This window comes from Nocardia brasiliensis (assembly GCF_042691675.1).
Taxonomy (GTDB): domain Bacteria; phylum Actinomycetota; class Actinomycetes; order Mycobacteriales; family Mycobacteriaceae; genus Nocardia; species Nocardia brasiliensis_D.
The window spans coordinates 7,641,168-7,667,071 of record NZ_CP170507.1 but is presented as its reverse complement, the minus strand read 5'-3'; the positions used below and the strand labels follow the sequence as shown (position 1 = coordinate 7,667,071).

Genomic DNA, 25,904 nt, shown 5'->3' with positions numbered 1-25,904 from the left:
GGTGCATGCTGTTCAGGCGCTTGCGGAGCTGGGCGAAAACTGAAACGCCCAGGCAGCGCGATACTCGATGAACTGATGCGGACGGTTCCGCGGCGTTCATTTTCATATTGGATGCAGCCGATGTCAGCTTGGGTCCGATATCGATGTAAACGACATGCGGTGGCCAGGCGATCTTTTCAGTACAGGTGCTCGGACGGACACGGGCGGCACGCCGCAAGGCGAGCCGCGAACTCGCTGTGCCGGCCGTATTCGTCCGTGCTGTCATAAGTCACCGGAAGGTAGTAAATGAGCACAACCGTCGGTAGCAGTTCAGAATTCGTTCACCAACCATTATCGAAGCCGCCGGCGCCGCCGCTCCCGGTGCCCACCGAGGCGATCGCCGCGGATGTGCTGCGCCTGGTGTTCGCCAGGCGACGGTGCGCCGAGCCGGACACGCTCTGCGACGTCGTCCCTTGCGACGACTGCTTCGCACCCCATCTGAAGAAGGTGATCGGCTACGTCGAAGCCGGCAAGCCGGTGCACTTCGTGATACCCGCCTTCCCCGCCAAGTCGCGCAACCGCCGTAAAACCCTTGGGCGACTGCCGGATATGGCCGAAACCCTCGCGATCGAATCGCTGCAGGGCTTCTGCGACCAGGTCTCGGCGGTCTACGCACCCGGCGCGATCGTGACGATCTGCTCCGACGGCCACGTGTTCAGCGATTCGTTGGAGATCCCGGATCACCACGTCGACGAGTATGCCGTCGAGTTGCGCCGGGTGATCCGATCCACCGGCGGTGGCTCGATCGGTCTCTACGGATTGCGTGACGCCATGCCCGAGATGACTTGGGACCAGCGGCGTCGTGCCCTGCTGGACGAGTTCGCCACCGGCATCGACGCCATTCGCGAGGCGGTCAAGACCGATCCGGCGATGCGGCGGATGTTCAACGGCATCCACCGATTCATGGTGGAGGACAACGCGGCACTGATGCCGGAACTGAGTGCGACACAGCGCCGGAACAGGTCGAAGGACACCGCCTACGAGGTGGTGCAGCGCAGCCAGGCGTGGAGCAGGCTGGTCGCCGGCGTGTTCCCCGACGCGGTGCGGCTGTCCATCCATCCGCAAACCCATCACAGCGACAAGATCGGCTTCCACCTGCTGCGGACCCAGGACAACTGGCTGACTCCGTGGCACGGCGTCGTGCTCGACGACGGCACGAAATACACGCTGATCAAACGCGCCAAGGCGGAGGACCTCGGCGCCCGTCTGGTCTGGCGCAACAGCCGGCCGAGCCATTTCGTACTCGCCAATCGAGGAGCATCATGACAAACACCCTGCGGCCGGCTCCGCTGGCTGGAACCGACCTGCAACCCTTCGCCCGGATCGTCACCGCCCCGACAGCCGGGCAGAGCCTGGCCGATGTGCCGATCGACGACCTGCTGGCGACCGTCCTGGCCACCAAGGTCACTGTGCTGCGCGGCTACGGCCTGCTCGACAAGCCGGAGCTGGAACGGTACTGCCGGGCCGCGGGCGAGCTGCTGCGGTGGGACTTCGGCACGATCCTGGACCTGGTGGTCCGCGACGATCCGCAGAACTACCTGTTCGACAAGGGTGATGTGCCGTTCCACTGGGACGGCGCCTTCGCGGCGCAGGTGCCACGCTTCTTCCTGTTCCAATGCCTGCGGGGCAGCGCGCCCGGCGCGGGTGGGGAGACCGTGTTCTCCGACACCACCCAGGTCTACCGCGAGGCACCCGAGGACCTGCGGAAATTGTGGGCGCAGACCACGATCACCTACCGAACCGACAAGCTCGCTCACTACGGCGGACTGGCCAAGTGGCCGCTGCTCGGGACCCATCCGGTGACGGGTGAGACGACCATCCGCTACGCCGAACCCCTCGATCCCGCAAAGTATCTCAACCCACTCTTCCTCACCCTGGAGGGCATCGAGCCCGAGGACGGCGTCCGGGTGATGGAGGACCTGCGGGAGCGACTGCACGACCCGCGCTATTGCTACGCGCACCCCTGGGAGACCGGCGACATCGTCGTCGTCGAGAACCACGCACTGCTGCACGGCCGCAACGGATTCAGCGGATCCGCCGAGCGCCACGTGCAGCGCATCCAGATCGTCTGATCGTCGAAGGAACGTGTCATGCCAACACCTGTCACCGAAATTGCCACCGAGTACGACGTAGTGATCATGGGCGGCGGTCCGGCCGGGTCGACGCTCGCGGCCATGCTGTGCCGCGACACCGATCTGCGCGTCGCCGTTTTCGATCGAGAAGAGTTCCCCCGCGAGCACATCGGCGAGTCCGGTGCGCATCCGCTGGTGCCGGTCCTGCAGGCCAGCGGCGCGTTACCGAAGGTGCTCGCGAGCGAGTGCTGGATCCAGAAGTTCGGCGGAATCTACCAGTGGGACAACGATCGTCCGTTCGTGTCGTTCTTCGAACATGCCGACTACCTGGTCGACGGCGTGTACCGCTGGTCGATCCATGTCAATCGGGCCGAATTCGACACCGTCCTGCTAGACCACGCCGAAGACAGTGGCGCGCAGGTGTTCCAGGGCGTCCGGATCACCAAGTTCTTTCCCCGCGACGGACATACGACTGTCGTACTGGAAGACGGCGCCGAGATCAGGGCGGGGTACTTCGTCGACGCCTCGGGACGAGCGAACCAGGTTGCCGCCCGCGGCTCCCGGCGCGACAAGCAGTGGTTGTCGGAGTACCGCAATATCGCCATCTGGTCGCACTTCCGCAATTGCCTGCCCGCGCAGCAGGCGGCAGGCGAGTGGAATATGTTCCGGGAGAACAACTTGTCGCCCATCTACGCGGTGGCGTTCGAGCACGGCTGGGTCTGGTACATCCCGACGCCACGGCTGGTGGACGGGGTACGCGAAACCGTCTGGTCCATCGGCATCGTGACCAACCCGGACTCGCTGGCCAGGGTGGATCTCCGGGATGCGGAGATCTTCCGCAAGACCATCCATTCGATCCCGGTGCTGCGGGACCTGATCGCCGACGCCGAGCCGATCCGGCCGGACATGCTGACAGCGACCAACTATTCACGGATCAGTGACTGCTTCGGTTCCTACGACGAACGCTGGCTGGCGGTCGGCGACGCGTCGTATTTCGTGGATCCGCTGTTCTCGTCCGGGATGTCGTTCGCGGTGACCCAGGCGTGGGCGGCTGCGCTGGTGCTGCGTAAGAGTTTCGACGCCACCGTCGACGAGCAGACCAAGCGGGATCTGTGGCGTGACTACGATGTCGAATGGCGGGGGATGGCCGAGACCTGGGCGCTCGGCATCGACCAGTGGTATCACGAGATCTCGCGCACCCACCCGGACAGCATGTACTGGCAGCGCCAAAAGCGCGGCACCGCACTGGCGAACGCCACCGAGGGCACCTTCCAGGCGCTGCTCAACACCGCGCTGGTCCCCGACCTGCTCAATGTGATGACCAACGGCACCCGCGATCCACGAGATCTGGCGACCGAGGGCCCGTACCTGACCGCGCTCACCGCCGCCGACGCGGTGGAACTCGGTGCGCGGGACTGGATTTCGCTCGCGCCGCACACCCGGATCCGGGCTGGGCTCGGCGCCGACATGCCCGGCTTCAAAGGCATGTCGCCGCCGTTCGAGGTGCCGCAGGAGGTGCGGGACGGCCTCGGCCACTATTGGCGCGACCCCATCGCCAATGCCGACGCGGCCCCGGAACCCCTCGCCGACACGGTGCCGTGCCATCGCTTCTACTCCGGCGTCGATCCCGAGATCGAGGTGCGGTGCTTGGAACGCGATGGCGGGCAAGGGCTCTGGGACGCGCTCGCGGGTGGACCGGTGCGTTGGTCCGAGCTGGCGCCGACACTCTCGGTGCTGCAGGGGCGGGCGCTCAAGCGGTTGCTCCGGGCCGGGCTGGTTGTTATCGAAGCGGCTGGTCAAGGCGATAACGCTGGGTGAGACCCGAAAATTGGTCAGAGGGGAGATCTAGGGTAGCCCTATGCGGTCTGTGGCGGTCCTTGCGGTCGACGACGTCATTCCGTTCGACCTGTCGGTCCCGATCGAAATCTTCGGCCGGGCCCGGCTCAGCGATGGCACCGCGGGCTACGACGTTCGTGTCTGTGGCGAGAATTCCGATGTCTCGTCGAGGTTCTTCGCGATATCCGCGGTTCGGGATATCGAATTCCTCGACGAGGCGGACACGATCATCGTTCCCGGCTCGCTCGCCTATCGCTCGGCACCGTCACACCGATTGAAAGCCGCCCTGCGCCGCGCCCATGAGCGCGGCGCACGGGTTGCCTCGATCTGTCTCGGCGCGTTCACCTTGGCCTCGGTCGGGCTGCTCGACGGCATGCGGGTCACCACGCATTGGATGGCGGCCGCCGAACTGGCCGCCGACTATCCGCTGGTCCGGGTGGATCCGGCGGTGCTGTTCGTGGACAACGAAAGTGTGCTCACCTCCGCGGGGGCGGCCGCGGGGTTGGATCTGTGCCTGCATATGGTCCGCCGCGACTACGGTTCGGCCGTCGCGGCGGAAACCGCGCGGCTTTCGGTGATGCCGCTGACCCGCGACGGTGGTCAGGCGCAATTCATCGCCGACCGCCCGCGCTCGGAGGCCGACCACAAATCGATCAATCCCACGCTGGAATGGGCGGAATCCGCACTGGGCGCGCGGATTACCGTGTCGGATCTCGCCGAACGGGCCGGTGTCAGTCAGCGCACGCTCATTCGGCGATTCAACGAACAGGTGCGGATGACGCCCAACGAGTGGCTGCAAACGGTGCGGGTGCGCAAGTCGCAGGAATTGCTGGAGCAGACCGATGCCACCATGGAGAATATCGCCGACCAGGCGGGGTTCGCGTCGGTGGCGGCGCTGCGAAAGGCATTTCGGAAAACCACGGGGGTCACGCCCCAGTCGTATCGGAAAGCCTTTCTCTGACGTCGAGTCCTGCCGCCCGCGCCGCCTCGCTGAGCACCGCCTCGACCATCGCGGGCGTGAGTCGGCCGGTGAAGGTGTTCTGCTGGCTCACGTGATAGCAACCGAATAGATGCAGCGGAGCGCGGTCGGCACCGTCGGGCGCCAGCTCGATGTGGGTGCCGTGCCCGAACTTCGGTCGCGGGCGCGGAATGATCCAGCCGGCCTCGGCCAGCACGGGGAGCAATGCCTGCCAGCCGAAGCCGCCGAGCACCACCACGGCGCGGACAGTCGGTGCGAGCAAGGCGAATTCGGTGGCCAGCCAGTGCCGACAGCGATCGCGCTCGCCCGGGGTCGGCTTGTTGTCCGGCGGTGCGCAATGCACCGGCGAGGTGACGCGGACGCCGTACAGGCGCAATCCGTCGTCACGATGCGTCGCGGTCGGCTGGCTGGCCAGGCCGACCGCGTGCATGGCGGCATAGAGCACGTCACCGCTGCGGTCGCCGGTGAACATGCGCCCGGTTCGGTTGCCGCCGTGCGCTGCCGGTGCCAGGCCGACGACGAACAACCGCGCGTCATCCGGGCCGTAGCCGGGAACCGGTCGGCCCCAATAGGTTTCGTCACGGAAAGCGGCGCGTTTCTCCCGCGCCACCAGTTCGCGCCAGGCGACCAGTCGCGGGCAGGCGAAGCAGTCGGCGACGGCGGCATCGAGCTCGGCAATGGAATGGCACACCGAATTCACCCTAGGTGTGGCGGCAGGGCGTGGCCACGAGCCCGTGTCCCGCGATGTCGGTGCGCACCTCGTCGAGGTGCGGCGATCGAAGGTGGTCGGTGATGAGCGCGGCGGATCGGGCTGTCGGTCATCAGGACTCCGATTCGGTGTCGTCGGTGCGGCCGGTTGAGCAGCGAGCTGGACGATCATTCCCACTATGCATCAGTGGTAATCCGGGGGTGCCGATTTCGCCTTCGCAGGTCGTCTGTCCAGTTCAGCACCGTCGTGAGGATAGATAACGACCGGGACATGTGATCGTTACCACGGGGTCTGTGTTGATAGCATGGCCTTTCTGACCGACCGGATGCGGGCTTCGCCCCCGGATTCACCTCGAAAGAGTCTTTCCATGCAGTTTGAAATCGTCGAGCGGGACGAAACGTGGGTTGCCGGGTTGCCGGTGCGCAGCCCCAAGCGTGCGCTCGGAGAACTGCGTGACCACGACCTGGAGGCCGCCTGGGCGGCCGTGCTACATCAGGAGCTCGGCGGCCCGCTGGCCAGTGCCTACACCGACTACACCGGTGAGCTCGGCACCTACAACACGCAGATCGTCGGCTACGAGTGCGCGTCCTTCGCCGATGTCACCCGCGGCCATCTGGTGGCCCGGCTGCCGCGCGGCACCTATGCGAGGTTCTCCTCGGTGGGTAACTTCCCGCAGGTGATGACCGACCTCTGGACCCAGATCGCCTACGCCGAGGAACACAACCAGATCAAGCGGACCTACACCGGTGACTTCGAGTGTTACCCGCACGCCTACAAGATCGAGCTGTACTTGGCGGTAGACGCGCGATGACCTATGCGATCGCAGTGCGTAACGAGGCGATTTACGGCGGCCTGGTGGTGCCGAGGGTGCGTCCGAGTTTCAAGGTCAGCAACAGCGACCTGATCGAATTCCTCAAGGACCGGCTGCGCGACCGCAAGGGCGCGGACCGACCGATGTACACGGTGTACGTGCCGGACCCGGCGGGGAACTACAACGCGGTGGTCTGCTTCGAGTACCACGAGCCGGAGTCGGTGCCGATCGGTGACGTCCTGGTGCGGGTCCCGAAGGGCGTCTACGCCCGCTTCGCGCCGAACGGGGACTATCACGATCCGGTCGAGGATGTGTGGGCCCAGGTCGACGACGCGACGGCGTCGGCCGAGATCACCCGCGCCTACCGGGAAGAGATCGAGATCTGGCAAGGCCCGGATTCGGTGGAGCTGTTCATCTCCATCCTGGTCTAGCTAGCTGCTAGTTAGCTGCGCTAGAACCGACCGGTCCCCCCGAAATGCTGGCCGACCGCAAGATGGGTTCTGACCAGGGGGAATTTGCGGGGGCCCATCCAGTTTTCGGAAGATTAACCAGACGTCTGGTCAATTCTTGCCGGATGACGGATACTGCCCTAGGCAAACTCGTCCGTAAGCGGGATTCGGGTAGAGATGTCGGCCCCGGTTCGACGACCGCGCAAGGATGCGGAGCAACGGAGTAGGAACAGTATGGCTGTCGAGGCGTCGCACGATTGCTACCGGGCCGAACCGATCTGGTGGGATAATCAGCCACGTCGGGCAATTGCCGATGAATTGCAAGGTTCGCCGATTCGAGACGGACAGCACGGGCGCCGAGCGTCGGATACCTACCCCGGAATGGTGGGGTGACGGATGGGTGATGGCAGCAGCCGAAAAGCGCGACTCCCCAGCGCACCGGCCACGATTTTCCCGGATTTCGTGGATACACTGGCGTCGCTTCGATTCTCGGACCTACTCGGAGTACCTGAGCATGAGACCATGGCGTTGGTGCTATGCCTGAGCGATTCGGCCGCGACCCGGGTAGGGAACCGGCAGCTCCGTAGCAGGCGGCGTCCGATGCCGGGCGTGGACACCCGTGGATAGCGTGATCGGAGACAAGGTGCCTCGGCGGACGCTCGACTCATTGGTGACCCAGGTCGCCTCCGAGCTGATGGGCGTCGACGCCACCACCATGGCCGAGGCGACCGAGCGCGTCCTTGCCCAGCTGGTCGAATACTTCGACGTCGACTTCAGCTATGTGCGGCACACCGACCGCGAGCGCCGGGCTTCGGTGCTGATCGCGGAGTGGCCGCACCGGCCGCAGGTGCCTGATCCGGATCCGCTGGAGATCGTCTACTTCGAGGGCGCCGATCCGGTGTTCCGTGCGTTCGAACACGCGACCGAGCCGATGATCGCCCGGCCGACACCGGAGTTCGCCGACTACCAGGAGACGATGCGCCGGGCCTCCGGCATCCCCGTTGTCACGACCGCGGCGGTGCCCTTGCTCTCCCGCGGCGAGTCGACCGGCGTCCTCGGCTTCATCAAGACCGGCGATCGGGAGTGGAGTACCCGCGAACTCAACGTGCTCAAGGCCATCGCCGCGCTGTTCGCCCAGCTGCAGGCGCGGGTCGTCGCGGAGGAGCGGCTGCGCTACATCGCATTGCACGACGACCTCACCGGGTTGGCGAACCGCCGCGCGCTGCTCGAGCACATGGAAGAGCGGCTGCGCCCGGGCAGCCCGGGGCCGGTCGCGGCGTTCTTCCTCGACCTGGACCGGCTCAAGGCGCTGAACGACTTCCTCGGGCACACCGCGGGCGACAACTTCATCCGCACGCTGTCGTCGCGGCTGCGTGAGCATCTCGATCCGGACGACATGATCGCGCGCCTCGGCGGCGACGAGTTCGTCATCGTGCCCGCCAAACCGATGGACGCGGTCGCGGCGGAGGAGGAGGGCACCCGAATCCAGCAACTCATCGGCCGCCGGGTCACCGTGGGCGGTGAATCGGTGAGTCGCGCGGCGAGCATCGGCGTCGCCGTCGGCATCCCCGGCGAGACCACCGTCGCCGACGTGCTGCGCCGGGCCGACCACGCGCTGCTCTCGGCCAAGTCGGGCGGTGGCAACGGCGTCGCCGTGTTCACCGATGCCATGCGGGCCCAGTTCGAACTGCAAGACGATGTGGAGCTCAATCTGCGCGGCGCCGTGTCCGACGGCTCGCTGCTGCTGCATTATCAGCCCGAGGTCGATCTGCGGACCGGCCGGATCGTCGCGCTGGAGGCGCTGGTCCGCTGGCTGCATCCGACCCGGGGTCTGCTGCCGCCCGCGGCGTTCGTCACGGTGGCGGAGGCGACCAACCTGGCCGGTGAGCTCGGGCGCTGGGTGATCAGGTCGGCCTGCGCCCAGTTCGCCGAGTGGCGCAGGCGTGGACTCGCCGCGAATGTGGTGATGCGGATCAATGTCTCGCCGGTGCAGCTGGTCAGCCTGGACTTCGTGGAGCGGATCGAAGACATTCTGCGGCTGTTCGGCATCGACGGCAGCTCGATCTGCCTGGAGATCACCGAGCATGTCGTCGTGCAGGATCTGGCGCGCACCCAGGTGACGCTGCGCGGACTGAAGCGGATGGGCGTGCAGATCGCGATCGACGATTTCGGTACCGGCTACAGCTCGCTGTCGCATCTGAAGGCGCTGCCGGTGGACGCGGTGAAGATCGATCGCGGCTTCGTGCAGCGCCTGGGTGCCAGCACCGACGATCTGGCGATCGTGAAATCCATTATCGGACTTGCCGGTTCGTTCGGCCTCGGGGTGGTCGGTGAGGGCGTCGAGACGGCAGTGGCCGCGCGCACCCTGGTCGGGCTGGGTTGCTATCGGGCACAAGGCTTTTTGATCGCCAGGCCGATGCCCGCCGATGAAGTGGAAGCGCATCTGGCGGTGGGCCGCATCCCACTCGATCTCGATCTGCCTCGGGCGAGCCGGGGTACCGCGGGGATATGACCGACGGCAGTGTGCCCGAACACAAGCTGTCCGAACATGATTGGCTCTTGATCGAGACGCTTGGCCGCACCCGGACCGGGCGATCCGAGGTACCGACGGTGGTCGCCGATGGGTCCAAGGTCAAGGACTGGGCAAGTCTGCTGCGGCTCCGCCGGGAGCTGAATGCCGCCGCGCCGCAGCGCATCGTCGAGGTGGTGCAGAGCTGTGCCGAGACCGGCGAGTTCGTGGCTCACCGCGAGACCGGGCTGGTGGTGGTCGGCGTGCCCATTCGGTGCGCGTTCGACGAGGTGCACGGGGTGCAGGTGTGGGCGGGGCGCGACGATGTGCGGTTGCCCGAGCGTCCTCGGGTCGCCGCGTGGGACTGGCAGGCCGACACCGAATTGGCGCACCACGGGCCGGGTTTGGAGGAATTGGTGTTCGCGCGGGCGCCCGCGGATGTCCGGGTGATCCGGACACCGCCCGAGGCATTCGGTCGCATGGTGCGGTTCGAGGGGCGGATCGACTATTTCGAGATGGTCGGCACCCTCGACGGCAGGCACCAAAGTGCCGTCGACATGATCGGCGACGACGGCCTGGTGCGCAGCTTCCAGATGGTGACCAGGGCCGATCCCGTCGCCCGCCGGATCAGGGCGCTGATGCGCGAATTCACCGATGCGGCACCGGCGCAACCCGATGTCGACATGACGATGCTGCGGGCCGTGTCGCAGCGCGCGGACGAAGGGGTCGGCTTCATCTGGCTGAGCTCTGGCCTCATCTACGAATGGACTCGGACCCCGACGCCGCCGCTGGACCGCTGGGGCACCGAACGTCCGACGGTGCATCCCGACGACCTCGCGGACTTCCACGCCGCCTGCGCCGCTCTGGCCGAGGAACGCGCGGCGGCCGCCGCTGCCAGACACCTGCGCCTGCGCGTGCGGTTCACCGATACCGACTGGATTCCGGTGCGCGCCGAGCTGCTGCCGGTGCTGCCCGCCGAGAGCGGGCACGGGCTGATCAGGGTGTGGCGCGAGCTCGCGAATTGACCCGTGAAACCCGGTTTTCCGGGTCTTTCACGGCTGTTCATGCCGCGTTCGGCGCATCGGTCCCGAAGATAACCCGATGGGCTGCACCATCGGCGAGGTGCGCATAGTTCAGCTTGCGAACTTCTACGGCCCGCGCTCGGGTGGGTTGCGCACAGCCTTGCATCATCTCGGCGAGGGCTATGTGGCGGCCGGGCACGAGGTGTTGCTCATCGTGCCGGGCGCGCGTCGATCCGAGGAATTGCTGCCGACCGGTGTCATGCGAATAACCTTGCCCGCCTTGGCTATTCCGTGGACCGGTGGCTACCGCGCGGCCGACCCTCGGCGGGTCGCCGACGTGCTGACCGGGCTGCGTCCTGATGTGCTCGAGGTATCCGACCGCCTGACCCTGCGCGGATTCGGCCGCTGGGCCCGGCGGCGCGACGTGGCGGGCGTGATGATCTCGCACGAACGGCTGGACCGCCTGCTCGGTCAGTTCATGCCACGCCAGGCCGCCCGCCGCTGCGCCGACGTGGCCAACGGCCGCACCGCCGCCGACTACGACATCGTCGTCTGCACCACCCCCTTCGCCCGCGAAGAGTTCCTGCGCATCGGTGCCCCGAACGTCGAGCTGGTGCCGCTCGGGGTGGACCTGGAGCTGTTCAGCCCGCGCAGGCACGACGGCCGACTGCGCGCCGATCTCGGTGCGCCGGGACATCCGCTGCTGGTGCACTGCGGCAGGTTGTCGGTGGAGAAGCGGGTGGAGCGCAGCATCGAGGCGGTCGCGGCGCTACGCGCGACCGGCACCGAGGTCCGGCTGGTCGTCGCCGGTGACGGGCCGCGGCGCGACGCGCTGGAGCGCCGAGCGAAGGCATTGCCCCCGCTGACCGGCGGACTGGCTGCCGTGCACTTCACCGGTTTCATCTCCGAACGCACGATGGTGGCGAAACTCCTTGCCACCGCGGATGTTTCGCTGGCCCCGGGCCCGCACGAGACCTTCGGTCTCGCCGCGCTGGAGGCGCTGGCGGCGGGCACGCCGGTGGTGGCGAGCCGGTCCTCGGCGCTGGCCGACATCGTGACCGCCGAGTGTGGCGCGGTCGCCGACGACCGAGGATCCGCGTTCGCGCAGGCGGTCACCGACGTGCTCGCGCTGCCGACGGCCGGTCGCAGGCGAGCCGCCCGCACCCGCGCCGAGCAGTACACCTGGCCGCGGGCGGTGGCCGGAATGCTCGCAGTGCTGGGCCGCTGAGCGTCGTCCAAGTACCCTGCGGTGAGCCGATTCGAGCAATTCGAGATGGGGATACGCAGTGCGAGGTAGTGGGCGACCGGGCCGCAGGACCGTGCGGGACGCGAAGGTGCTGATCACGGGTGCCGCCAGCGGTATAGGCCGGGCCACCGCGCAGGCCGCCGGTGCGGCGGGAGCGAAACTGGTCCTTACCGATATCGATGCCGCCGGGCTGGACGAGACGGTGGCGGGCATCCGGCGGGACGGGGGTGTCGTGCTGGCCGCGGCGGCCTTCGACATCACCGACTACGACGCCGTCACCGCCTTCGCCACGGAGGTGCACGCCGAGCACGGCAGCCTGGACGTGGTGATGAACATCGCGGGCACCTCGGCCTGGGGCACGGTGGAGAACCTGGAGCACAAGCATTGGCGGCGGATGGTCGACGTCAACCTGATGGGCCCGATCCACGTGATCGAGAACTTCGTGCCGCCCATGGTGCGGGCGGGTCGCGGCGGGTCACTGGTCAACGTCTCCTCGGCGGCCGGGTTGCTCGCGCTGCCCTGGCACGCGGCCTACAGCGCGAGCAAATACGGCATCCGCGGCGTCTCCGAGGTGCTGCGGTTCGATCTCGATCAGCACGGCATCTCGGTGCACCTGGTGGTGCCGGGTGCGGTGGACACGCCGCTGGTGCACAGCGTCGAACTGGTCGGCGTCGACCGGGAGTCCCCGAAGATCCGCAGGCTGACCGAGTCGTTCACCAAGCACGCGGTGTCGCCGGAGCATGTGGCGGCGGCGATCCTGCGCGGCATCGAACGCAACCGGTTCCTGATCTACACGTCGTTCGACATCCGATTCGGCTACTGGTGGGCCCGGAAGTTCGCGCTGCCCTACGAGATCGTGATGCGCCGTGCCAGCGCCCGATTCAGCAGGTTGCTGGCCGCGCAGCACAGTTGAGCTGCACGTCGAGCACGCGCGCGCCGGGCCCTTCGGTGCCGAGCCGGTCGTGCTCGTTGACCAGCTTGCAGCTGCCGAGCGACAGGCAGCCACAGCCGATGCAGCCGGTGAGGTTGTCGCGCAACCGAATCAGCTGGGTGATGCGGTCGTCGAGATCCGCGCGCCAGGTGGTGGACAGGGTCTCCCAATCGCGCCGCGTGGGATTGCGGCCTTCCGGCAGCTGATCGAGTGCGGCGCGAATCTCGCTGAGCGGGATGCCGACCCGCTGGGAAATGCGGATGAAGGCGACCCGCCGCAGTGTCTCTCGCGCGTATCTGCGCTGATTCCCGCTGGTACGGCGGCTGGTGATGAGTCCTTCGCGTTCGTAGAAGTGCAACGCGGAAACTGCTACTCCGCTACGCTCGGAAAGCTGACCGGGGGTCAGCTCCTTTGCTCGCCAATCGGCTGTCGACATGCACGCTCCTCCATTCCCCTCAACAATACTTGAGGTTAGGGTGAGCTGGGGGAGGAATCGCCGCAACGGCACGTCGGCCCGCGAAACCGGGCCGCGTGGGGCTGTTGCGCGGCAAGAACGCATCGAAGGCCATGAATTACGTGCTCTTGTGGCCGCGGCGAACTACGGTCTGAGCATGGGAGCAGACGCTGTGCCCGCGCGGCACGGAGAGGACTCGGACGCGGACGGGCTGGACCCGGCCAGTCCGGATACCCGGTTGCGAGTGACCTCGGAGGTCGGCACGCTGCGCACGGTGCTACTGCACCGGCCCGGCGACGAACTGCGCAGGCTCACCCCACGCAACAACGACCAGTTGCTGTTCGACGGCATCCCCTGGGTGGAGCGGGCGCAACAGGAGCACGACGCGTTCACCGGCGTGCTGCGCGCCCGTGGCGTCGAGGTGCTGCTGCTGGCCGACCTGCTCGCCGAGACCCTCGCGGTCAGCGGCGCCGCCCGCATTCAGGGGATCTCCGCCGCCGTGGACGCGCGCCGGCTCGGCCACTCGCTGGCCGACCAGCTGGCCGCCTTCCTGCGCGGCGTGCGGGCCAGGGACCTGGCCAACATCCTGATGGCCGGGATGACGTTCGACGAACTGCCGTTCGGGCCCGACGCCACCTCGCTGGTGCGGCGGATGCATCACGGTGCCGACTTCGTCATCGATCCGCTGCCCAATCTGCTGTTCACCAGGGACTCCTCGTTCTGGGTCGGTCCGCGGGTGGCGATCACCTCGCTGGCGCTGCCCGCCCGGATCCGGGAGACCTCGCTCACCGATCTGATCTACGCCTTCCATCCCCGGTTCCTCGGTGTGCGCCGGGCCTACGAATCGCACACCGCGCCCATCGAGGGTGGCGACGTGCTGCTGCTGGCGCCCGGTGTCGTCGCGGTGGGCGTCGGCGAACGCACCTCGCCAGCCGGTGCGGAAGCGTTGGCGCGCAGCCTGTTCGACGACGATCTCGCGCACACTGTGCTGGTCGTCCCGATCGCGCAGAATCGGGCCACGATGCACCTGGACACCGTCTGCACCATGGTGGACGCGGATGCGCTGGTGATGTATCCCGCGGTGCGTGACTCGTTGTGCGCGTTCACTATTCAACGCGAGGACGACTACGGCGGCCGCAACGGCGACGGCCGGGTGGCGATGAGCGGGCCCGATCCGTTCCTGGTCGCCGCGGCCAAGGCCATGGGTATCGACAAGCTCAGGGTCATCGACACCGGGCTGGACGGCGTCACCGCCGAACGCGAACAGTGGGACGACGGCAACAACACCCTCGCGCTGGCGCCGGGCGTGGTGGCCGCCTACGAACGCAACGAGATGACCAACGCACGCCTGGAGGACGCGGGTATCGAGGTGCTGCGCATCCCGGGCTCCGAATTGGGTTCCGGTAGAGGCGGACCCCGCTGCCTGTCCTGTCCGCTCTCTCGGGATGACTTGTGAGACCAAAATGTTCAATATCAGCGTGTCGCACGAGTCGACCGTGCCGCCCTACGAGCAGTTACGCATGGGGATCATCGCCAAGGTGCGCTCCGGCGAGCTGACCGCGGGCACGAAGATTCCCACCGTCCGCGCCTTGGCGGCCCAACTCGGCCTCGCCCCCAATACGGTGGCCCGCGCCTACCGCGAGCTGGAGGCCGACGGCGTGGTCGAAACCCGGGGCAGGCAGGGCTCTTTCATCGCCTCGTCCGGCGATCCGACCCGCGATGTCGCGGGCCGCGCCGCCACCGCCTATGTCGCCACCGTCCGCCGTCTCGGCCTCGACGACGCGGCCGCGCTGCGTTACGTCAAGGCGGCACTGGAGGGTTAGCGCCAGCTGGGCAGCCAGAGGTGGTCGTGCCAGTTACCCGGGGTGATCGGTAGTGCGGTGAGGATCGGCCAGAGCCAGATGAAGTTGGCGATCACCACACCGAGGTAGAGGCATACCGCGAGCAGGCCGAGCGCGTGTCGTTCGTCGGGCGCGACCGGTAGGTAGGTTCCGACGGGACTGCGCGGCACCGGTATTCGCCGGGACGGGCCGAGAATATCGCCGAGCACCAAGGCCATTCCCATCACCAGGAACGGCGCGAGGGCCACCGCGTAGAAGTAGTACATCTGCCGGTCCAGGGTCAGGAACCAGGGCAGCAGCGCCGCGCCGTAGCCGACGAGCACCGAGGCGTAGCGCCAGTCGCGGCGAACCACGCTGCGCCACAGCATCCAGGCGATCACCGGAAGGGCAAGCCACCAGATCGCCGGAGTGCCGATCAACATGACGGCCTTGACGCACTGGTTCTGCCCGCACCCGGTGACCCCGGTGTCGACGTAGTGGTAGAGCATCGGCCGCAAACCCATCGGCCAGGTCCACGGTTTGGATTCCCACGGATGGTGATTGCCCGCCGAATTGGTCAGGCCCTCATGGAATTTGAGCGTCTCGCCGCTGTAGTACCACAGCGAGCGCAAGGGCGCGGGGACCCATCCGAAGGGCCCACCGGTGCCTATCTGATTGCCGACCGCGTACCGATAGACGCCGGTCTCGCTGCTGAACCAGGCCCAATAGCTGGCGAGATACACCCCGAGCGGCACCAGCACCAGTGCGTACAGGGCGGGCCCGACATCCCGGATCGCGGTGCCGAACCACGGCCTACGGACGCCGTACGCACGCCGCGCCGCCACATCGAAGCACACGCTGAGAATGCCGAACGCGACAATGAAATAGACGCCGGACCACTTGGTCCCGCAGGCCGATCCGAGCAGCACCCCGGCGCCGAAACGCCACCAGCGGACCCCTAGTCGTGGACCCCAAGGGGTCATCTCGATCCGGCCTTCGGCATCGACCCGCGCCATCCGGGCCCGCACCTCGTCGCGGTCGACGATCAGACAGCCGAACGCCGCGGTGACGAACAGCGCGACGAAGATGTCGAGCATGCTCATCCGCGACGAGACGAAGGTGAGTCCGTCGGCGATCAGCAGGATGCCCGCGATCGCCCCGATCAAAGTCGAGCGCGCCATCCGCCGCACGATGCGGATCACCAGCAGCACCAGCACCGTCCCGGCCACCGCGGAGGCGAACCGCCAGCCCCAGCCGGTGTAGCCGAACATCGCCTCGCCGATCGCGATGAGCTGCTTGCCGACCGGCGGGTGCACCACCACCCCGTAACCGGGGTTGTCCTCCAAGCCGCCGTTGTGCAGCATCTGCCAGGCGTGCGGTCCGTAGTGCTTCTCGTCGAAGACTGGAGTGCCGCCGACCGTCGGATAGTTGAGCATGGTGAACCGGGTGACCGCCGCGATCGCGGTGAGGAACGCGGTGACCAGCCAGCCACGTAGGGTGTCGGTCGGCCCGAAATCGGGTGCGGGGCGCAGCGGCGCGGGGCTCGACCTGGAGGGCACGGCCCCGAACGGAGGGGTCACGCGCTGGTCGGTCACCTGTGTCACGCCCCGATCGTATGCTGTGCGCGCCGTCCGGCCCCGCATCGGTGAACGCGACACCGCCTGAATCACATACCACGCCGCAGACTCCCGCGTTATCACGATCACATATCGACCCACCGACCCATTGCCGTCAGAGCGGTACCGCCGCGCACATGTCGGATAGCCGCCCGACGACTTCGGCCGCGTGACCGAGGTGTGTGCGCGGGTTGGGGCCGCGGCCGAGGGTGCGGGCGGCGGGGCTCGATAGGCTGCGAAGGTTCGGTGGTTGCCGGGCATGGTCGAGACGGGAGTGCGGTGGCGGACGAGGCGACAGGGCCGGGCAGGCTGGTGCTTGCGGCGACGCCGATGGGCGACATCGGTGACGCGTCGCAGCGGCTGCGGGATGCGCTCGGGTCGGCCGACATCATCGCGGCGGAAGATACGCGGCGCACCAAGTCGCTCGCCAAGGCACTGGGCGTGGAGATCACCGGACGGGTGGTGAGCTTCTACGACCACGTGGAGATCGCGCGGATTCCGGCGCTGCTCGGCGATATCGAGGCAGGCCGCACGGTGCTGCTGGTGACCGACGCGGGCATGCCCTCGGTCAGCGACCCCGGCTACCGGCTGGTCGCGGCCTGTGCGGAGCGGGATCTGCCGGTGACCTGCCTACCGGGGCCGTCGGCCGTCACCACGGCGCTCGCGCTGTCCGCCCTTCCGGTGGAACGGTTCTGCTTCGACGGCTTCGCGCCGCGCAAGGGTGGTCAGCGGCGAGAGTGGTTGCGCACCTTGGCCACCGAGCCGCGCGCCTGCGTCTTCTTCGAGGCGCCGCACCGCCTGGCCGACTGCCTGGCCGACGCCGTCGAGGTGCTCGGGCCCGACCGCCGCGCCGCGGTCTGCCGCGAACTGACCAAAACCTATGAGGAAGTCATCCGCGGCACCCTCGCCGAGGTCGCCGCGTGGGCGGTGGACGGCGCCCGTGGCGAGATCACCGTCGTCCTCGCGGGCGCGCAACCGAAATCCGCCGATCCCGCCGACCTGGTCGACGAGGTCGAAGCGCTGACCGCCGCAGGCATCCGGCTCAAGGACGCCTGCGCGCAGATCGCCACCGCCAACGGCGCTTCACGCAACGAGCTCTACGACGCCGTGCTGACTGCTCGCCGCAGCGGCGAGGACTGATCGAACCAGGCATGATCGTCCTATGACTTCTCTCGAAAGCAAGGCAAAGGCATTCCTCGCGTTGCATCGCCCCGGCGATCCCGCCGTGCTGCCGACGGTGTGGGATGCGTGGTCGGCGAATGTCGCGGTGGCGGCGGGGTTTTCGGCGCTCACCGTGGGCAGTCATCCGGTCGCGGATTCGATCGGCCGTACCGACGGCGAAGGGATGACCTTTGCCGAGTCGCTCACCAGGGTGCGCCAGATCACCGCGGCCGTCGAGGTGCCGGTATCGGTCGATATCGAGTCGGGTTACGGTCTGGAGCCTGCCCAACTGATCGAGGGGTTGCTGGACGCGGGCGCTGTCGGTCTCAACATCGAGGACACGGTGCACAGCGAGAACGACCGCTTGCGTGCCCCGCGGGAACACGCCGATTTCGTGCACGGCCTGCGCGAATTCGCCGATGCGACCGGTGTGCACGTAGTGGTCAACGCCAGGACCGATCTGTTCCTGCGCAAGGACGGCGACGACGCCGACCGGGTCGACCGCGCCATCGAGCGGCTGCGCCTGGCCGCCGCGGCGGGCGCCGACGTGCTGTTCCCCGCGGGTGCGCAGGGCGATGCCGACGTGCGCCGCCTCACCGCCGAACTGCCGCTACCGATCAGCATGGTCGGCCTCCCCGACAAGTCCGACAAGGCCGTGCTCGCCGATCAGGGGGTAGCCCGCATCAGCTTCGGTCCCTACCTGCAGCGCGCCCTCACCGCCGAAATCGATCGCCTCCTCGCCCGCTGGAAGTAGCGCGCCGCCCGGTGCCCCTCGTTGCCGAGCTCAGGCGGCGAGGCCGAGGGTGGTGGTGACGAAGTGGATGAACAGGGGAGCCAAGGCGGGGACCTGTTCGGGGCCGTCGGAGACGATGACTCGGCGGGTTCGCTCGCCGATGGCATCGGGGAGCAGGGCGATCAACTCGTCCGACACCTTCGGTAGTGCCGGATTCGCCTGGCGCGCTTGGTTGTAGAAGATGCGGTACAGCTCCGCGAAGCGGTCGACGGCCAGATCGCGGTAGTCGACGGCGGCCTGATTCACCTTGAAGGATTCGACGAGTACCAGTCGGGCGAAATCCGGTTCGGTAGCGACTGTTTCGCAGAACGTGAGGACGATCGACTCGATCTTGGCGTGCACGTCGGCGTCCGGCGCGAGCTGTGCGAGTTCGTCGACGATCCGGGCGGCCACGATGTCGACACCGGTGTGCACCGCCTCGATGAAGCACTCCTCCTTGTTGGCGAAGTGTTCGTAGAAGGTGCTGCGCGAGACCCGCGCTCGGGCAACGATATCGGTGAGCGTCGTGCCGGGATATCCCCTGCTGTCGACACATTCGACCATCGCTTCGATGAGTCGTCCCCGTTGCGAGACGAGAACGGCGTCGCGCGCCGCCCGATGCCGGTCGGCGAAACTGGTCCGCGGTATCGGTGTCGGTCCTGGCGTCTGCTCTCCGCGCATGAGTGCCCTCCCTGGTCAGCGTTCACGAGCATGCGTAACCCTGCATTATCCTGCTGTGTGCCAGGGGATTACGCGGCGGTGGGCAACGATGGCCGTTTCGGTCCGTGACCCGACTGCGCGATGTACCTTCTGGAAGGTGTTGAGTACGTGGCGGTACACGGGGTTGATCGACGGGCGGGGTATCCGAGAGCTGCTGCGGCAGGCGGTAAGAGAGGTGCGTTCGCTACTGGCGCGCTTCGTTTCGACCGGCAGCGCCCGTCCCGACGAGCGGCACCGTCCGCGACTCGGGCGAACGGCGCCGCGCCCCGCCTACGCGACAACTAGACAGTGCGTCCGGGCCCGCAGCAGTCTGGTGCGCCGCCGCCGTCAACGCGGCACGGGCGCAGCGTGATTCGGTAGTGGCGTAGCTCGGTTCAAGCGCAGCCCGGTTCGGCACCGGTGCAGCCGGTTCGGCACCGGTGCAGCCTGATTCGGCGGCGCCGGTCAGCCTGATCCGGCACCGCCGCGGACCAGTACGTCAGTCCTTCGGCTCGATGTACTTGGGGTACACCGGTTCGGGCGCGGGCAGCGCGACGCCCGGTACGATCGGCGTCGCGATATCGGCGAAGGTGCGATTCTGCTGGCCGAGCTGATCGAGGATCTTGCTCGCCGAACCCGGCATCACCGGCTGCACCAGGATCGCGACGATGCGCAACACCTCGAGCGCCACGTACAGCACCGTTGCCTCGCGGGCCAGATCCGCCGGCGTGCCGGACTTGGCCAGCGCCCACGGCGCCTGCGCGGAGAAGTACCGGTTCGTCTCGCCGAGGGTCAGCCAGATCGCTTCGAGCGCGAGATGCATTTGCTGCGCGTCGTATTCGGCACGGCAACGATCGAGCAGGCCGTTCGCGAGGTCCAGCAGCGCGCGGTCGTCCTCGGTGAATTCACCCGGTGTCGGCACCACCCCGCCGCAGTCCCGCGCGACCAGCTTGGTGCTGCGCTGCACCAGGTTGCCGAACTCGTTGGCCAGGTCGGTATTGATCCGGCCGACGATCGCGTCGTGGCTGTAGCTGCCGTCCTGGCCGTAGGAGATCTCGCGCAGCAAGAAGAAGCGCACCGCGTCCAGGCCGTAGGTGTCGACCAGCTCCAGTGGGTCGACCACATTGCCGACCGACTTGGACATCTTTTCGCCCCTGTTGTACAGAAACCCGTGCACGAACACGCGTTTCGGCAGCTCGACGCCGGCCGACAGCAGGAAAGCGGGCCAGTACACGGTGTGGAACCGGGTGATGTCCTTGCCGATGATGTGCACGTCGGCGGGCCAGAACCGCTGGAACGCCGAGGATTCGGTGTCCGGGAAGCCGACGCCGGTGATGTAGTTGGTGAGCGCGTCCACCCACACGTACATCACGTGATCGGGATGGCCGGGCACCGGCACACCCCAGTCGAAGGTGGTGCGCGAGATGGACAGATCCTTCAGCCCCGCCTTGACGTAGCTGACGATCTCATTGCGACGCGTTGCGGGCGCGATGAATTCGGGATGCTCTTCGTACAGCGCGAGCAGCTTGTCCTGGTAGGCGGAGAGCCGGAAGAAGTAGTTCGACTCCTCGGTCCAGGTGACCGGCGTCTTCGTCTCGGTGGAGATCCGGGTGCCGTCGTCGAGCAGCGTGGTCTCTTCCTCGGTGTAGAACGCCTCGTCGCGCACCGAGTACCAGCCCGAGTAGTTGCCCAGGTAGATATCGCCGTTGGCGAGCATCCGCTGCCAGATCTCGACTGAGGCCGCCTGGTGATCCTCGTCGGTGGTGCGGATGAACCGGTCGAAGGAGATGTCGAGAGTCTTGTCCAGTGCCTCGAACACGTCGGAGTTGCGCGCCGCGAACTCCTGCACCGGGATGCCCTCGGCGACGGCCGTCTGCTGCATCTTCTGACCGTGCTCGTCGGTGCCGGTCAGGAAGAAGACGTCGTACCCGTCGAGCCGCTTGAACCGGGCGATGGCGTCGGCCGAGATGTACTCGTACGCATGCCCGATGTGCGGCGCACCGTTCGGGTAAGCGATGGCCGTAGTGATATAGAAGGCGGGGCGGTCAGCTGCGGTCATGGTGTGTCTACTGTAATGCGCGTGGTTTCCAACGCTCACGCGAATATCCGCCGTGCCGTTTCCCGGGGCGCCGCGGCCCTGCCCGCCGGTGCCGATACCGCTGTGTCCGGCGGTTTTCGATGAGCGGGCGGCGCCCGGCGCCGGACTTGCCGGAACCGCTGGCACCGATTGTCGATGCGCACACCCACCTCGATGCTTGCGGCGCGACGGACGCGGCGTCGACGGCGGTGATCATGGATCGCGCCGCCTCGGTCGGTGTCGGTCAGGTGGTCACCGTCGCCGACGATCTCGCGGCGGCGCAATGGGCGGTGCGGGCCGCGCATTGGGACTCGCGCGTGTACGCCGCCGTCGCGCTGCACCCGACGCGAGCCAACGCGCTGGACGAGGCCGCGAAGGCCGAACTCGAACGTCTCGCCGCCGACCCTCGGGTGGTCGCGATCGGCGAGACCGGACTCGACTACTACTGGCCGGGCAAGCTCGACGGTTGCGCCGATATCGAGACGCAGATCGAGGGTTTTCGCTGGCATATCGACCTGGCGAAGCGGCTGGGCAAACCGCTGATGATCCACAATCGCGAGGCCGACCACGATTTGCTGACGGTGCTGCTGGACGAGGGTGCGCCGTCGACCGTTATTTTCCATTGCTTCTCATCGGACACCCATATGGCGTTGGCCTGCGTGGCAGAGGGTTACGTGTTGAGTTTCTCCGGCACGGTGAGTTTCAAGAATGCCCATGAGTTGCGCGAAGCCGCCAAGGTAGTGCCCGACGAGCTGATTCTGGTCGAAACGGACGCGCCGTATTTGACCCCGCATCCATTCCGTGGTGCTCCCAACGAACCGTATTGCCTGCCGTACACCGTGCGCGCGCTGGCGGAACTGCGCGAACAGGACCCCGCCGAATTGGCGAAGATCACCACGGCCAACGCGCGCCGGGTGTACGGCATCTGAGCGTCGCCCGCTATTTTCCGGCACTTGGCGTACCCGTAAGGGGGGCTGGATATGCCCAGTGTGTCCTACATCACTATGATGGTCACATTTCGGCATTAACCTGCGGCGTCGATATCTGTTCGTGATATTGATAGCCCCAGCTGAAGCTGGTGAAGCTTGTCGACCCTCAACCCCCTCGTTATCGTACTGTGACCATGTCCCCATTTACGAGGATCAACCAGTCTCGCTCCCCGCTGCTGTACGTGGCGGTCGGTGCGCTGCTGATGACACTGATCGTCGGCGCCGGCCTGGCGATCGTGAACCGCAAGACGGTGACGGTCGTCGTGGACGGCGAAAAGCGGGTCGAGACCACGATGTCGCTCAATGTCCGCGGTGTGCTGCGGGCCGCCGGGTTCGCCGTGACCGAGCGTGACAAGGTGGCCCCCGCCCTCGCGGCGCGGATCGGTGACGGTGCGACCATCACGCTCAACCGGGCGCGTGAGGTCGAGCTGATGGTCGACGGCCAGGTGCGGAAGGTGTGGACCACCGGGCTGACCGCGGGTGAGGCGCTCGAGCAGCTGAGCATGCCCAGCGAGGTCTACGTATCGCCCGCGCGCACAGCGAAGCTGCCGCTGGAAGGTGCCGCGCTGAAGGTGGCGACGCCGCGATCGGTTTCGCTGCTCGACGGCATCGGCGCACCGGTCGACGTCCGGCTCGCCGCGCCGACGGTCGGCGAATTCCTTGCGGTGGCGGGCATCCCGCTGATCGAGCAGGACACCGTGGAACCCCCGGCGTCCACCCCGCTGACCGACGGCGTGCGGATCACGGTGACGCGCAAGCGGACGGAGACCCGGACGGAGACGCTGCCGCTCGATCCGCCGGAGAACGTGATCGAAGACCCCACCATGAACATGAGCCGCTCGGTGGTGGAGACCCCCGGTGCGCCGGGCGTCCAGGACGTCACCTTCGCGGTCACCATGGTCAACGGCCAGGAAGTAGAGCGAAAGCCGGTCAGTTCGACGGTCACGGTGACCGCGCAGCCGAAGACCATTCGCAAGGGCGCCAAGCCGGGCACCGAGGTGCCGCCGGTGCGTGACGGCGCGATCTGGGACGCGCTGGCCCGCTGCGAATCCACCGGCAACTGGAGCATCAACAACGGCAACGGTTATTACGGCGGCATCCAGTTCGACCAGAGCACCTGGGAACGTCAGGGCGGACTGAAGTACGCGCCCCGCGCCGACCTGGCAACCCGCGAAGAGCAGATCGCCATCGCCGAGGTCACCCGCGCTCGGCAGGGCTGGGGCGCCTGGCCCGCGTGCACCAGCCGACTCGGTCTCAGCTGAGCGCGACGACGTCCAGCCGCACAGTTCTGAGTTCCCGCATACGGATTCGCATTAGATTCCGTATGCGGGAATCAGGACGTGCGACGTGCAGGATGGGTTGTTCCGCGAGATTCCCGGGTGTTGCCTCTGATTCGCTGACTCGTCATGAGGGCCGGGCAGCATCACGCTGATCTGTACACTCGTCCAGGTTTGGGACGGTGCGGGTCGGGTCTGTGAGGTGTTCGGTGCGAGTTGTCCAGGTGTGCCAGCGGGCAGTGGCGGTGGCCACGGTGTCGGCCGGTGCCGCGTTGTGCGTGAACGTTGCTCCCGCGCAGGCGGTGGTGCCGGGGTCGGTGATCTCGGTTGCCGCGCAGGCGGACGGTTGGCACGGAACATCGGGCGGTTCGGTGGTCGAGTACTGGATGCGCGGCTCGGACGGCACGCCACGGCAGGCCAGCGGCGCACTGTTCGTCCCGCCGGGCCCGCCGCCCGCAGCCGGCTGGCCGGTCATCGCCTACGACCACGGCACCAGCGGACTCGGCGCGGGCTGCGGCGGGCAGTCCGATCCGGAAGGTCATCCGTACCAGCAGATTCGGACGAAAGAATCGCAGCTGATCCAGCGCCTGGTCGGACAGGGCTTCGCCGTGGTCGCGCCCGACTACCTCGGACTCGGCCGCTTCGACACCGGCCCGCACCCGTATCTGGAGATCGCCACCGAGGCCACAGCCACCATTGATCTGCTGCGTGCGGCCCGCGCCAGTCATCCCGAGCTGTCGCGCACCTGGGCGGTGCTCGGTGTGTCGCAGGGTGGTCAGGCGGCCCTCGGCACCGGCCATCTCCAGGCCACCTACGCGCCCGAGCTCGATTTCCGCGGCACCATCGCGATCGATCCCGAATCCGATGTGGAGAAGGTCCTGCCGCTGGCCGGGCCGAACATCCCCGTCGTCCGTGCTGGTGACGGTGCGATGAGCTTCTTCGTCAGCATCCTGGCGGGCCTGCGCGCGGCCCGCCCCGACGTGCACGTCGACGATTACCTCACCCCGCAAGGCCGCGCGGTCCTGGACAGCATCGGCACGCTGTGCCTGGACGGCATCACCGATCGCGTAAAAGGCCTCGGCGTCAGCGACCTGGTCGCGAAACCCCTCGCCGACGAGCCCATCCGTTCCGCCCTCGACGCCTACCTCACCGTCCCCACTTCCGGCTACAACGCCCCGATCCTCTTGCTGCTCAACATCACCGACACTGTCGTCCCGTCCCCGCTACACGCTGCCCTCGCCACCCAACTGGCCGCCAACGCCGTCGACTTCCACACCGTCACCGGCACGGGCAGGCACACCCAACTCAACCCCGCCATGCACGACGCCATCGACGCCTTTCTGAACCGCATCAAAGCAACCCCACCGCAGCAGTAGGTCGCCCGCCGGTCCGTCTTCGCGCCGCGCATCGTTCAGCGTGCCGCGCCTGCAATTGCTGACTGGTTCGCGCGCAGCGGGCGAGGACCTGTGCGGCGGCGGAGGAACGCGATGGTGACGGGAGAGGTGGCGTGGGTCGGTGCCTGGGGTTGATAGGTTCTTGAGGTGTCCGAACCTGAAGTTGCCGCTCGTGGAAGTGCCGCGTTGCTGGGGCCCGCCGAAGTGCGGGTGTTGGCGGAGCGGCTGGGGGTGCGGCCGACCAAGCAGCTCGGGCAGAACTTTGTGCACGACGGGAACACGGTGCGGCGGATTGTCGCGGCGGCGGGGGTGGGGCGCGACGATGTGGTGCTGGAGGTCGGGCCGGGCCTCGGTTCGTTGACGCTGGCGTTGCTCGACGTGGTGGATTCGGTGGTCGCCGTCGAGATCGATCCGGTGCTCGCGCGGCATCTGCCGATAACCGTCGCGGACCGGGCGCCGGAGCTGGCCGACCGGTTGACGGTGGTCGAGGCGGACGCGTTGCGCGTCGCCGCCGCGGACCTACCCGTGCGGCCGACCGCGTTGGTGGCGAACCTGCCGTACAACGTGGCGGTGCCGGTGCTGCTGCACCTGCTCGCCGAATTGCCCAGCATTACTGTCTCTTTGGTGATGGTGCAGGCGGAGGTGGCCGATCGGCTCGCGGCTGCCCCCGGCAGTCGCACCTACGGCGTGCCCAGCGTGAAAGCCGGATTCTTCGGCACCGTCCGCCGCGCCGGCGCCGTCGGCACCCAGGTCTTCTGGCCGGTCCCGCGGGTGGACTCCGGCCTGGTCCGCGTCGACCGCTACCCCGAACCGCCCTGGCCGATGGACACCGACCACCGCCGCCGCGTCTTCGAGGTCGTCGACGCCGCCTTCGCCCAACGCCGCAAAACCCTCCGCGCCGCCCTGGCGGGCTGGGCAGGCTCACCCGCCGAAGCCGAACGCCGCCTCCTCGCCGCCGACATCGCCCCGACCGCCCGCGGCGAAACCCTCGACACCGCCGCCTTCGTCCGCCTGGCCGCCCAGGGCTAGCGACCGGGTCTCG

At 67.5% G+C, this 25,904-nt stretch carries 23 protein-coding genes; 18 read left to right on the top strand and 5 right to left on the bottom strand.

Translation table 11 applies throughout. From position 1 onward, the window contains the following. Window positions 1-285: 285 nt before the first annotated feature. Genes ACFK0J_RS35355 through ACFK0J_RS35340 form a run of 4 tightly spaced genes read left to right on the top strand, consistent with a single transcriptional unit; the run spans window position 286 to window position 4,908 of the window. Window positions 286-1,305, top strand: coding sequence for an L-tyrosine/L-tryptophan isonitrile synthase family protein (locus ACFK0J_RS35355; protein ID WP_378734044.1), 1,020 nt, complete (start codon window positions 286-288; stop codon window positions 1,303-1,305). Next, on the top strand, window positions 1,302-2,111 hold the full coding sequence (locus ACFK0J_RS35350) for a TauD/TfdA dioxygenase family protein (protein WP_378734043.1): 810 nt from the start codon (window positions 1,302-1,304) through the stop codon (window positions 2,109-2,111). The genes ACFK0J_RS35355 and ACFK0J_RS35350 overlap by 4 nt, the downstream gene beginning before the upstream one ends. Before the next feature lie 18 nt (window positions 2,112-2,129). Continuing rightward, window positions 2,130-3,929, top strand: a complete 1,800-nt coding sequence (locus ACFK0J_RS35345) for an NAD(P)/FAD-dependent oxidoreductase (protein WP_378734042.1) — start codon at window positions 2,130-2,132, stop codon at window positions 3,927-3,929. A gap of 40 nt (window positions 3,930-3,969) precedes the next feature. Continuing rightward, window positions 3,970-4,908 (top strand): GlxA family transcriptional regulator, encoded by a 939-nt coding sequence (locus tag ACFK0J_RS35340; RefSeq protein WP_218471673.1) that lies wholly within the window; start codon window positions 3,970-3,972, stop codon window positions 4,906-4,908. Here ACFK0J_RS35340 and ACFK0J_RS35335 read toward each other — a convergent pair. After that, the gene (locus tag ACFK0J_RS35335; RefSeq protein ID WP_378734041.1) at window positions 4,874-5,626 is read right to left on the bottom strand and encodes a uracil-DNA glycosylase; all 753 of its coding nucleotides are present in this window, start codon (window positions 5,624-5,626) and stop codon (window positions 4,874-4,876) included. The two genes, ACFK0J_RS35340 and ACFK0J_RS35335, sit on opposite strands and share 35 nt — an antisense overlap. Window positions 5,627-6,002: 376 nt before the next feature. Between ACFK0J_RS35335 and ACFK0J_RS35330 the strand changes: the two genes are divergently transcribed. The 6 genes from ACFK0J_RS35330 to ACFK0J_RS35305 all read left to right on the top strand — a co-directional run bounded on the left by ACFK0J_RS35330 (window position 6,003) and on the right by ACFK0J_RS35305 (window position 12,585). After that, window positions 6,003-6,446 carry a GyrI-like domain-containing protein gene (locus tag ACFK0J_RS35330; protein ID WP_218471670.1) on the top strand — a complete coding sequence of 148 codons (444 nt, stop codon included), beginning with the start codon at window positions 6,003-6,005 and terminating at the stop codon, window positions 6,444-6,446. Next, entirely contained in the window at window positions 6,443-6,877 is a 435-nt protein-coding gene (locus tag ACFK0J_RS35325; protein ID WP_218471669.1) for an effector binding domain-containing protein, read from the top strand. The genes ACFK0J_RS35330 and ACFK0J_RS35325 overlap by 4 nt, the downstream gene beginning before the upstream one ends. A 712-nt stretch (window positions 6,878-7,589) precedes the next feature. After that, entirely contained in the window at window positions 7,590-9,407 is a 1,818-nt protein-coding gene (locus ACFK0J_RS35320) for a bifunctional diguanylate cyclase/phosphodiesterase (protein WP_218479333.1), read from the top strand. After that, window positions 9,404-10,429, top strand: coding sequence for a GAF domain-containing protein (locus ACFK0J_RS35315; RefSeq protein WP_378734040.1), 1,026 nt, complete (start codon window positions 9,404-9,406; stop codon window positions 10,427-10,429). The genes ACFK0J_RS35320 and ACFK0J_RS35315 overlap by 4 nt, the downstream gene beginning before the upstream one ends. A gap of 97 nt (window positions 10,430-10,526) precedes the next feature. Continuing rightward, complete coding sequence (locus tag ACFK0J_RS35310; protein ID WP_378743256.1) at window positions 10,527-11,654, top strand: glycosyltransferase; 1,128 nt, start codon at window positions 10,527-10,529, stop codon at window positions 11,652-11,654. Window positions 11,655-11,760: 106 nt separating this feature from the next. Further along, complete coding sequence (locus tag ACFK0J_RS35305) at window positions 11,761-12,585, top strand: SDR family oxidoreductase (protein ID WP_378734039.1); 825 nt, start codon at window positions 11,761-11,763, stop codon at window positions 12,583-12,585. Here the strand turns inward: ACFK0J_RS35305 and soxR are convergent. Further along, window positions 12,554-13,039 (bottom strand): redox-sensitive transcriptional activator SoxR, encoded by a 486-nt coding sequence (soxR, locus tag ACFK0J_RS35300; RefSeq protein ID WP_218471667.1) that lies wholly within the window; start codon window positions 13,037-13,039, stop codon window positions 12,554-12,556. The genes ACFK0J_RS35305 and soxR overlap by 32 nt on opposite strands. Before the next feature lie 175 nt (window positions 13,040-13,214). On the opposite strand from soxR, the gene arcA reads away from it, so the two are divergent. Together arcA and ACFK0J_RS35290 are read left to right on the top strand one after the other, a co-directional pair. After that, window positions 13,215-14,513, top strand: coding sequence for an arginine deiminase (gene arcA / locus ACFK0J_RS35295; protein WP_378734038.1), 1,299 nt, complete (start codon window positions 13,215-13,217; stop codon window positions 14,511-14,513). 7 nt (window positions 14,514-14,520) lie between these two features. Then, window positions 14,521-14,880 (top strand): GntR family transcriptional regulator, encoded by a 360-nt coding sequence (locus ACFK0J_RS35290; RefSeq protein WP_218471666.1) that lies wholly within the window; start codon window positions 14,521-14,523, stop codon window positions 14,878-14,880. Here ACFK0J_RS35290 and ACFK0J_RS35285 read toward each other — a convergent pair. Next, on the bottom strand, window positions 14,877-16,481 hold the full coding sequence (locus ACFK0J_RS35285) for a dolichyl-phosphate-mannose--protein mannosyltransferase (RefSeq protein WP_378734037.1): 1,605 nt from the start codon (window positions 16,479-16,481) through the stop codon (window positions 14,877-14,879). The two genes, ACFK0J_RS35290 and ACFK0J_RS35285, sit on opposite strands and share 4 nt — an antisense overlap. A gap of 291 nt (window positions 16,482-16,772) precedes the next feature. On the opposite strand from ACFK0J_RS35285, the gene rsmI reads away from it, so the two are divergent. After that, complete coding sequence (rsmI, locus tag ACFK0J_RS35280) at window positions 16,773-17,633, top strand: 16S rRNA (cytidine(1402)-2'-O)-methyltransferase (RefSeq protein ID WP_378734036.1); 861 nt, start codon at window positions 16,773-16,775, stop codon at window positions 17,631-17,633. 22 nt (window positions 17,634-17,655) lie between these two features. After that, entirely contained in the window at window positions 17,656-18,408 is a 753-nt protein-coding gene (locus ACFK0J_RS35275; protein WP_378734035.1) for an isocitrate lyase/phosphoenolpyruvate mutase family protein, read from the top strand. A 30-nt stretch (window positions 18,409-18,438) separates the two neighbouring features. Here the strand turns inward: ACFK0J_RS35275 and ACFK0J_RS35270 are convergent, their stop codons facing one another. Beyond that, a complete protein-coding gene (locus tag ACFK0J_RS35270; RefSeq protein ID WP_378734034.1) occupies window positions 18,439-19,107 on the bottom strand; it encodes a TetR/AcrR family transcriptional regulator in 669 nt (222 codons plus the stop codon). A gap of 517 nt (window positions 19,108-19,624) precedes the next feature. Then, entirely contained in the window at window positions 19,625-21,223 is a 1,599-nt protein-coding gene (metG, locus tag ACFK0J_RS35265; protein ID WP_378734033.1) for a methionine--tRNA ligase, read from the bottom strand. An 80-nt stretch (window positions 21,224-21,303) separates the two neighbouring features. On the opposite strand from metG, the gene ACFK0J_RS35260 reads away from it, so the two are divergent. The 4 genes from ACFK0J_RS35260 (at window position 21,304) to rsmA (ending at window position 25,891) form a co-directional block, all read left to right on the top strand. Then, complete coding sequence (locus ACFK0J_RS35260) at window positions 21,304-22,131, top strand: TatD family hydrolase (protein WP_378734032.1); 828 nt, start codon at window positions 21,304-21,306, stop codon at window positions 22,129-22,131. 194 nt (window positions 22,132-22,325) lie between these two features. Next, window positions 22,326-23,453: a transglycosylase family protein gene (locus ACFK0J_RS35255; protein WP_378734031.1), complete on the top strand. Its 1,128-nt coding sequence runs from the start codon at window positions 22,326-22,328 to the stop codon at window positions 23,451-23,453. 224 nt (window positions 23,454-23,677) lie between these two features. Beyond that, window positions 23,678-24,844 carry an alpha/beta fold hydrolase gene (locus ACFK0J_RS35250; RefSeq protein ID WP_378734029.1) on the top strand — a complete coding sequence of 389 codons (1,167 nt, stop codon included), beginning with the start codon at window positions 23,678-23,680 and terminating at the stop codon, window positions 24,842-24,844. A gap of 165 nt (window positions 24,845-25,009) precedes the next feature. Beyond that, entirely contained in the window at window positions 25,010-25,891 is an 882-nt protein-coding gene (gene rsmA, locus ACFK0J_RS35245) for a 16S rRNA (adenine(1518)-N(6)/adenine(1519)-N(6))-dimethyltransferase RsmA (protein WP_378734028.1), read from the top strand. Window positions 25,892-25,904: the final 13 nt, after the last annotated feature.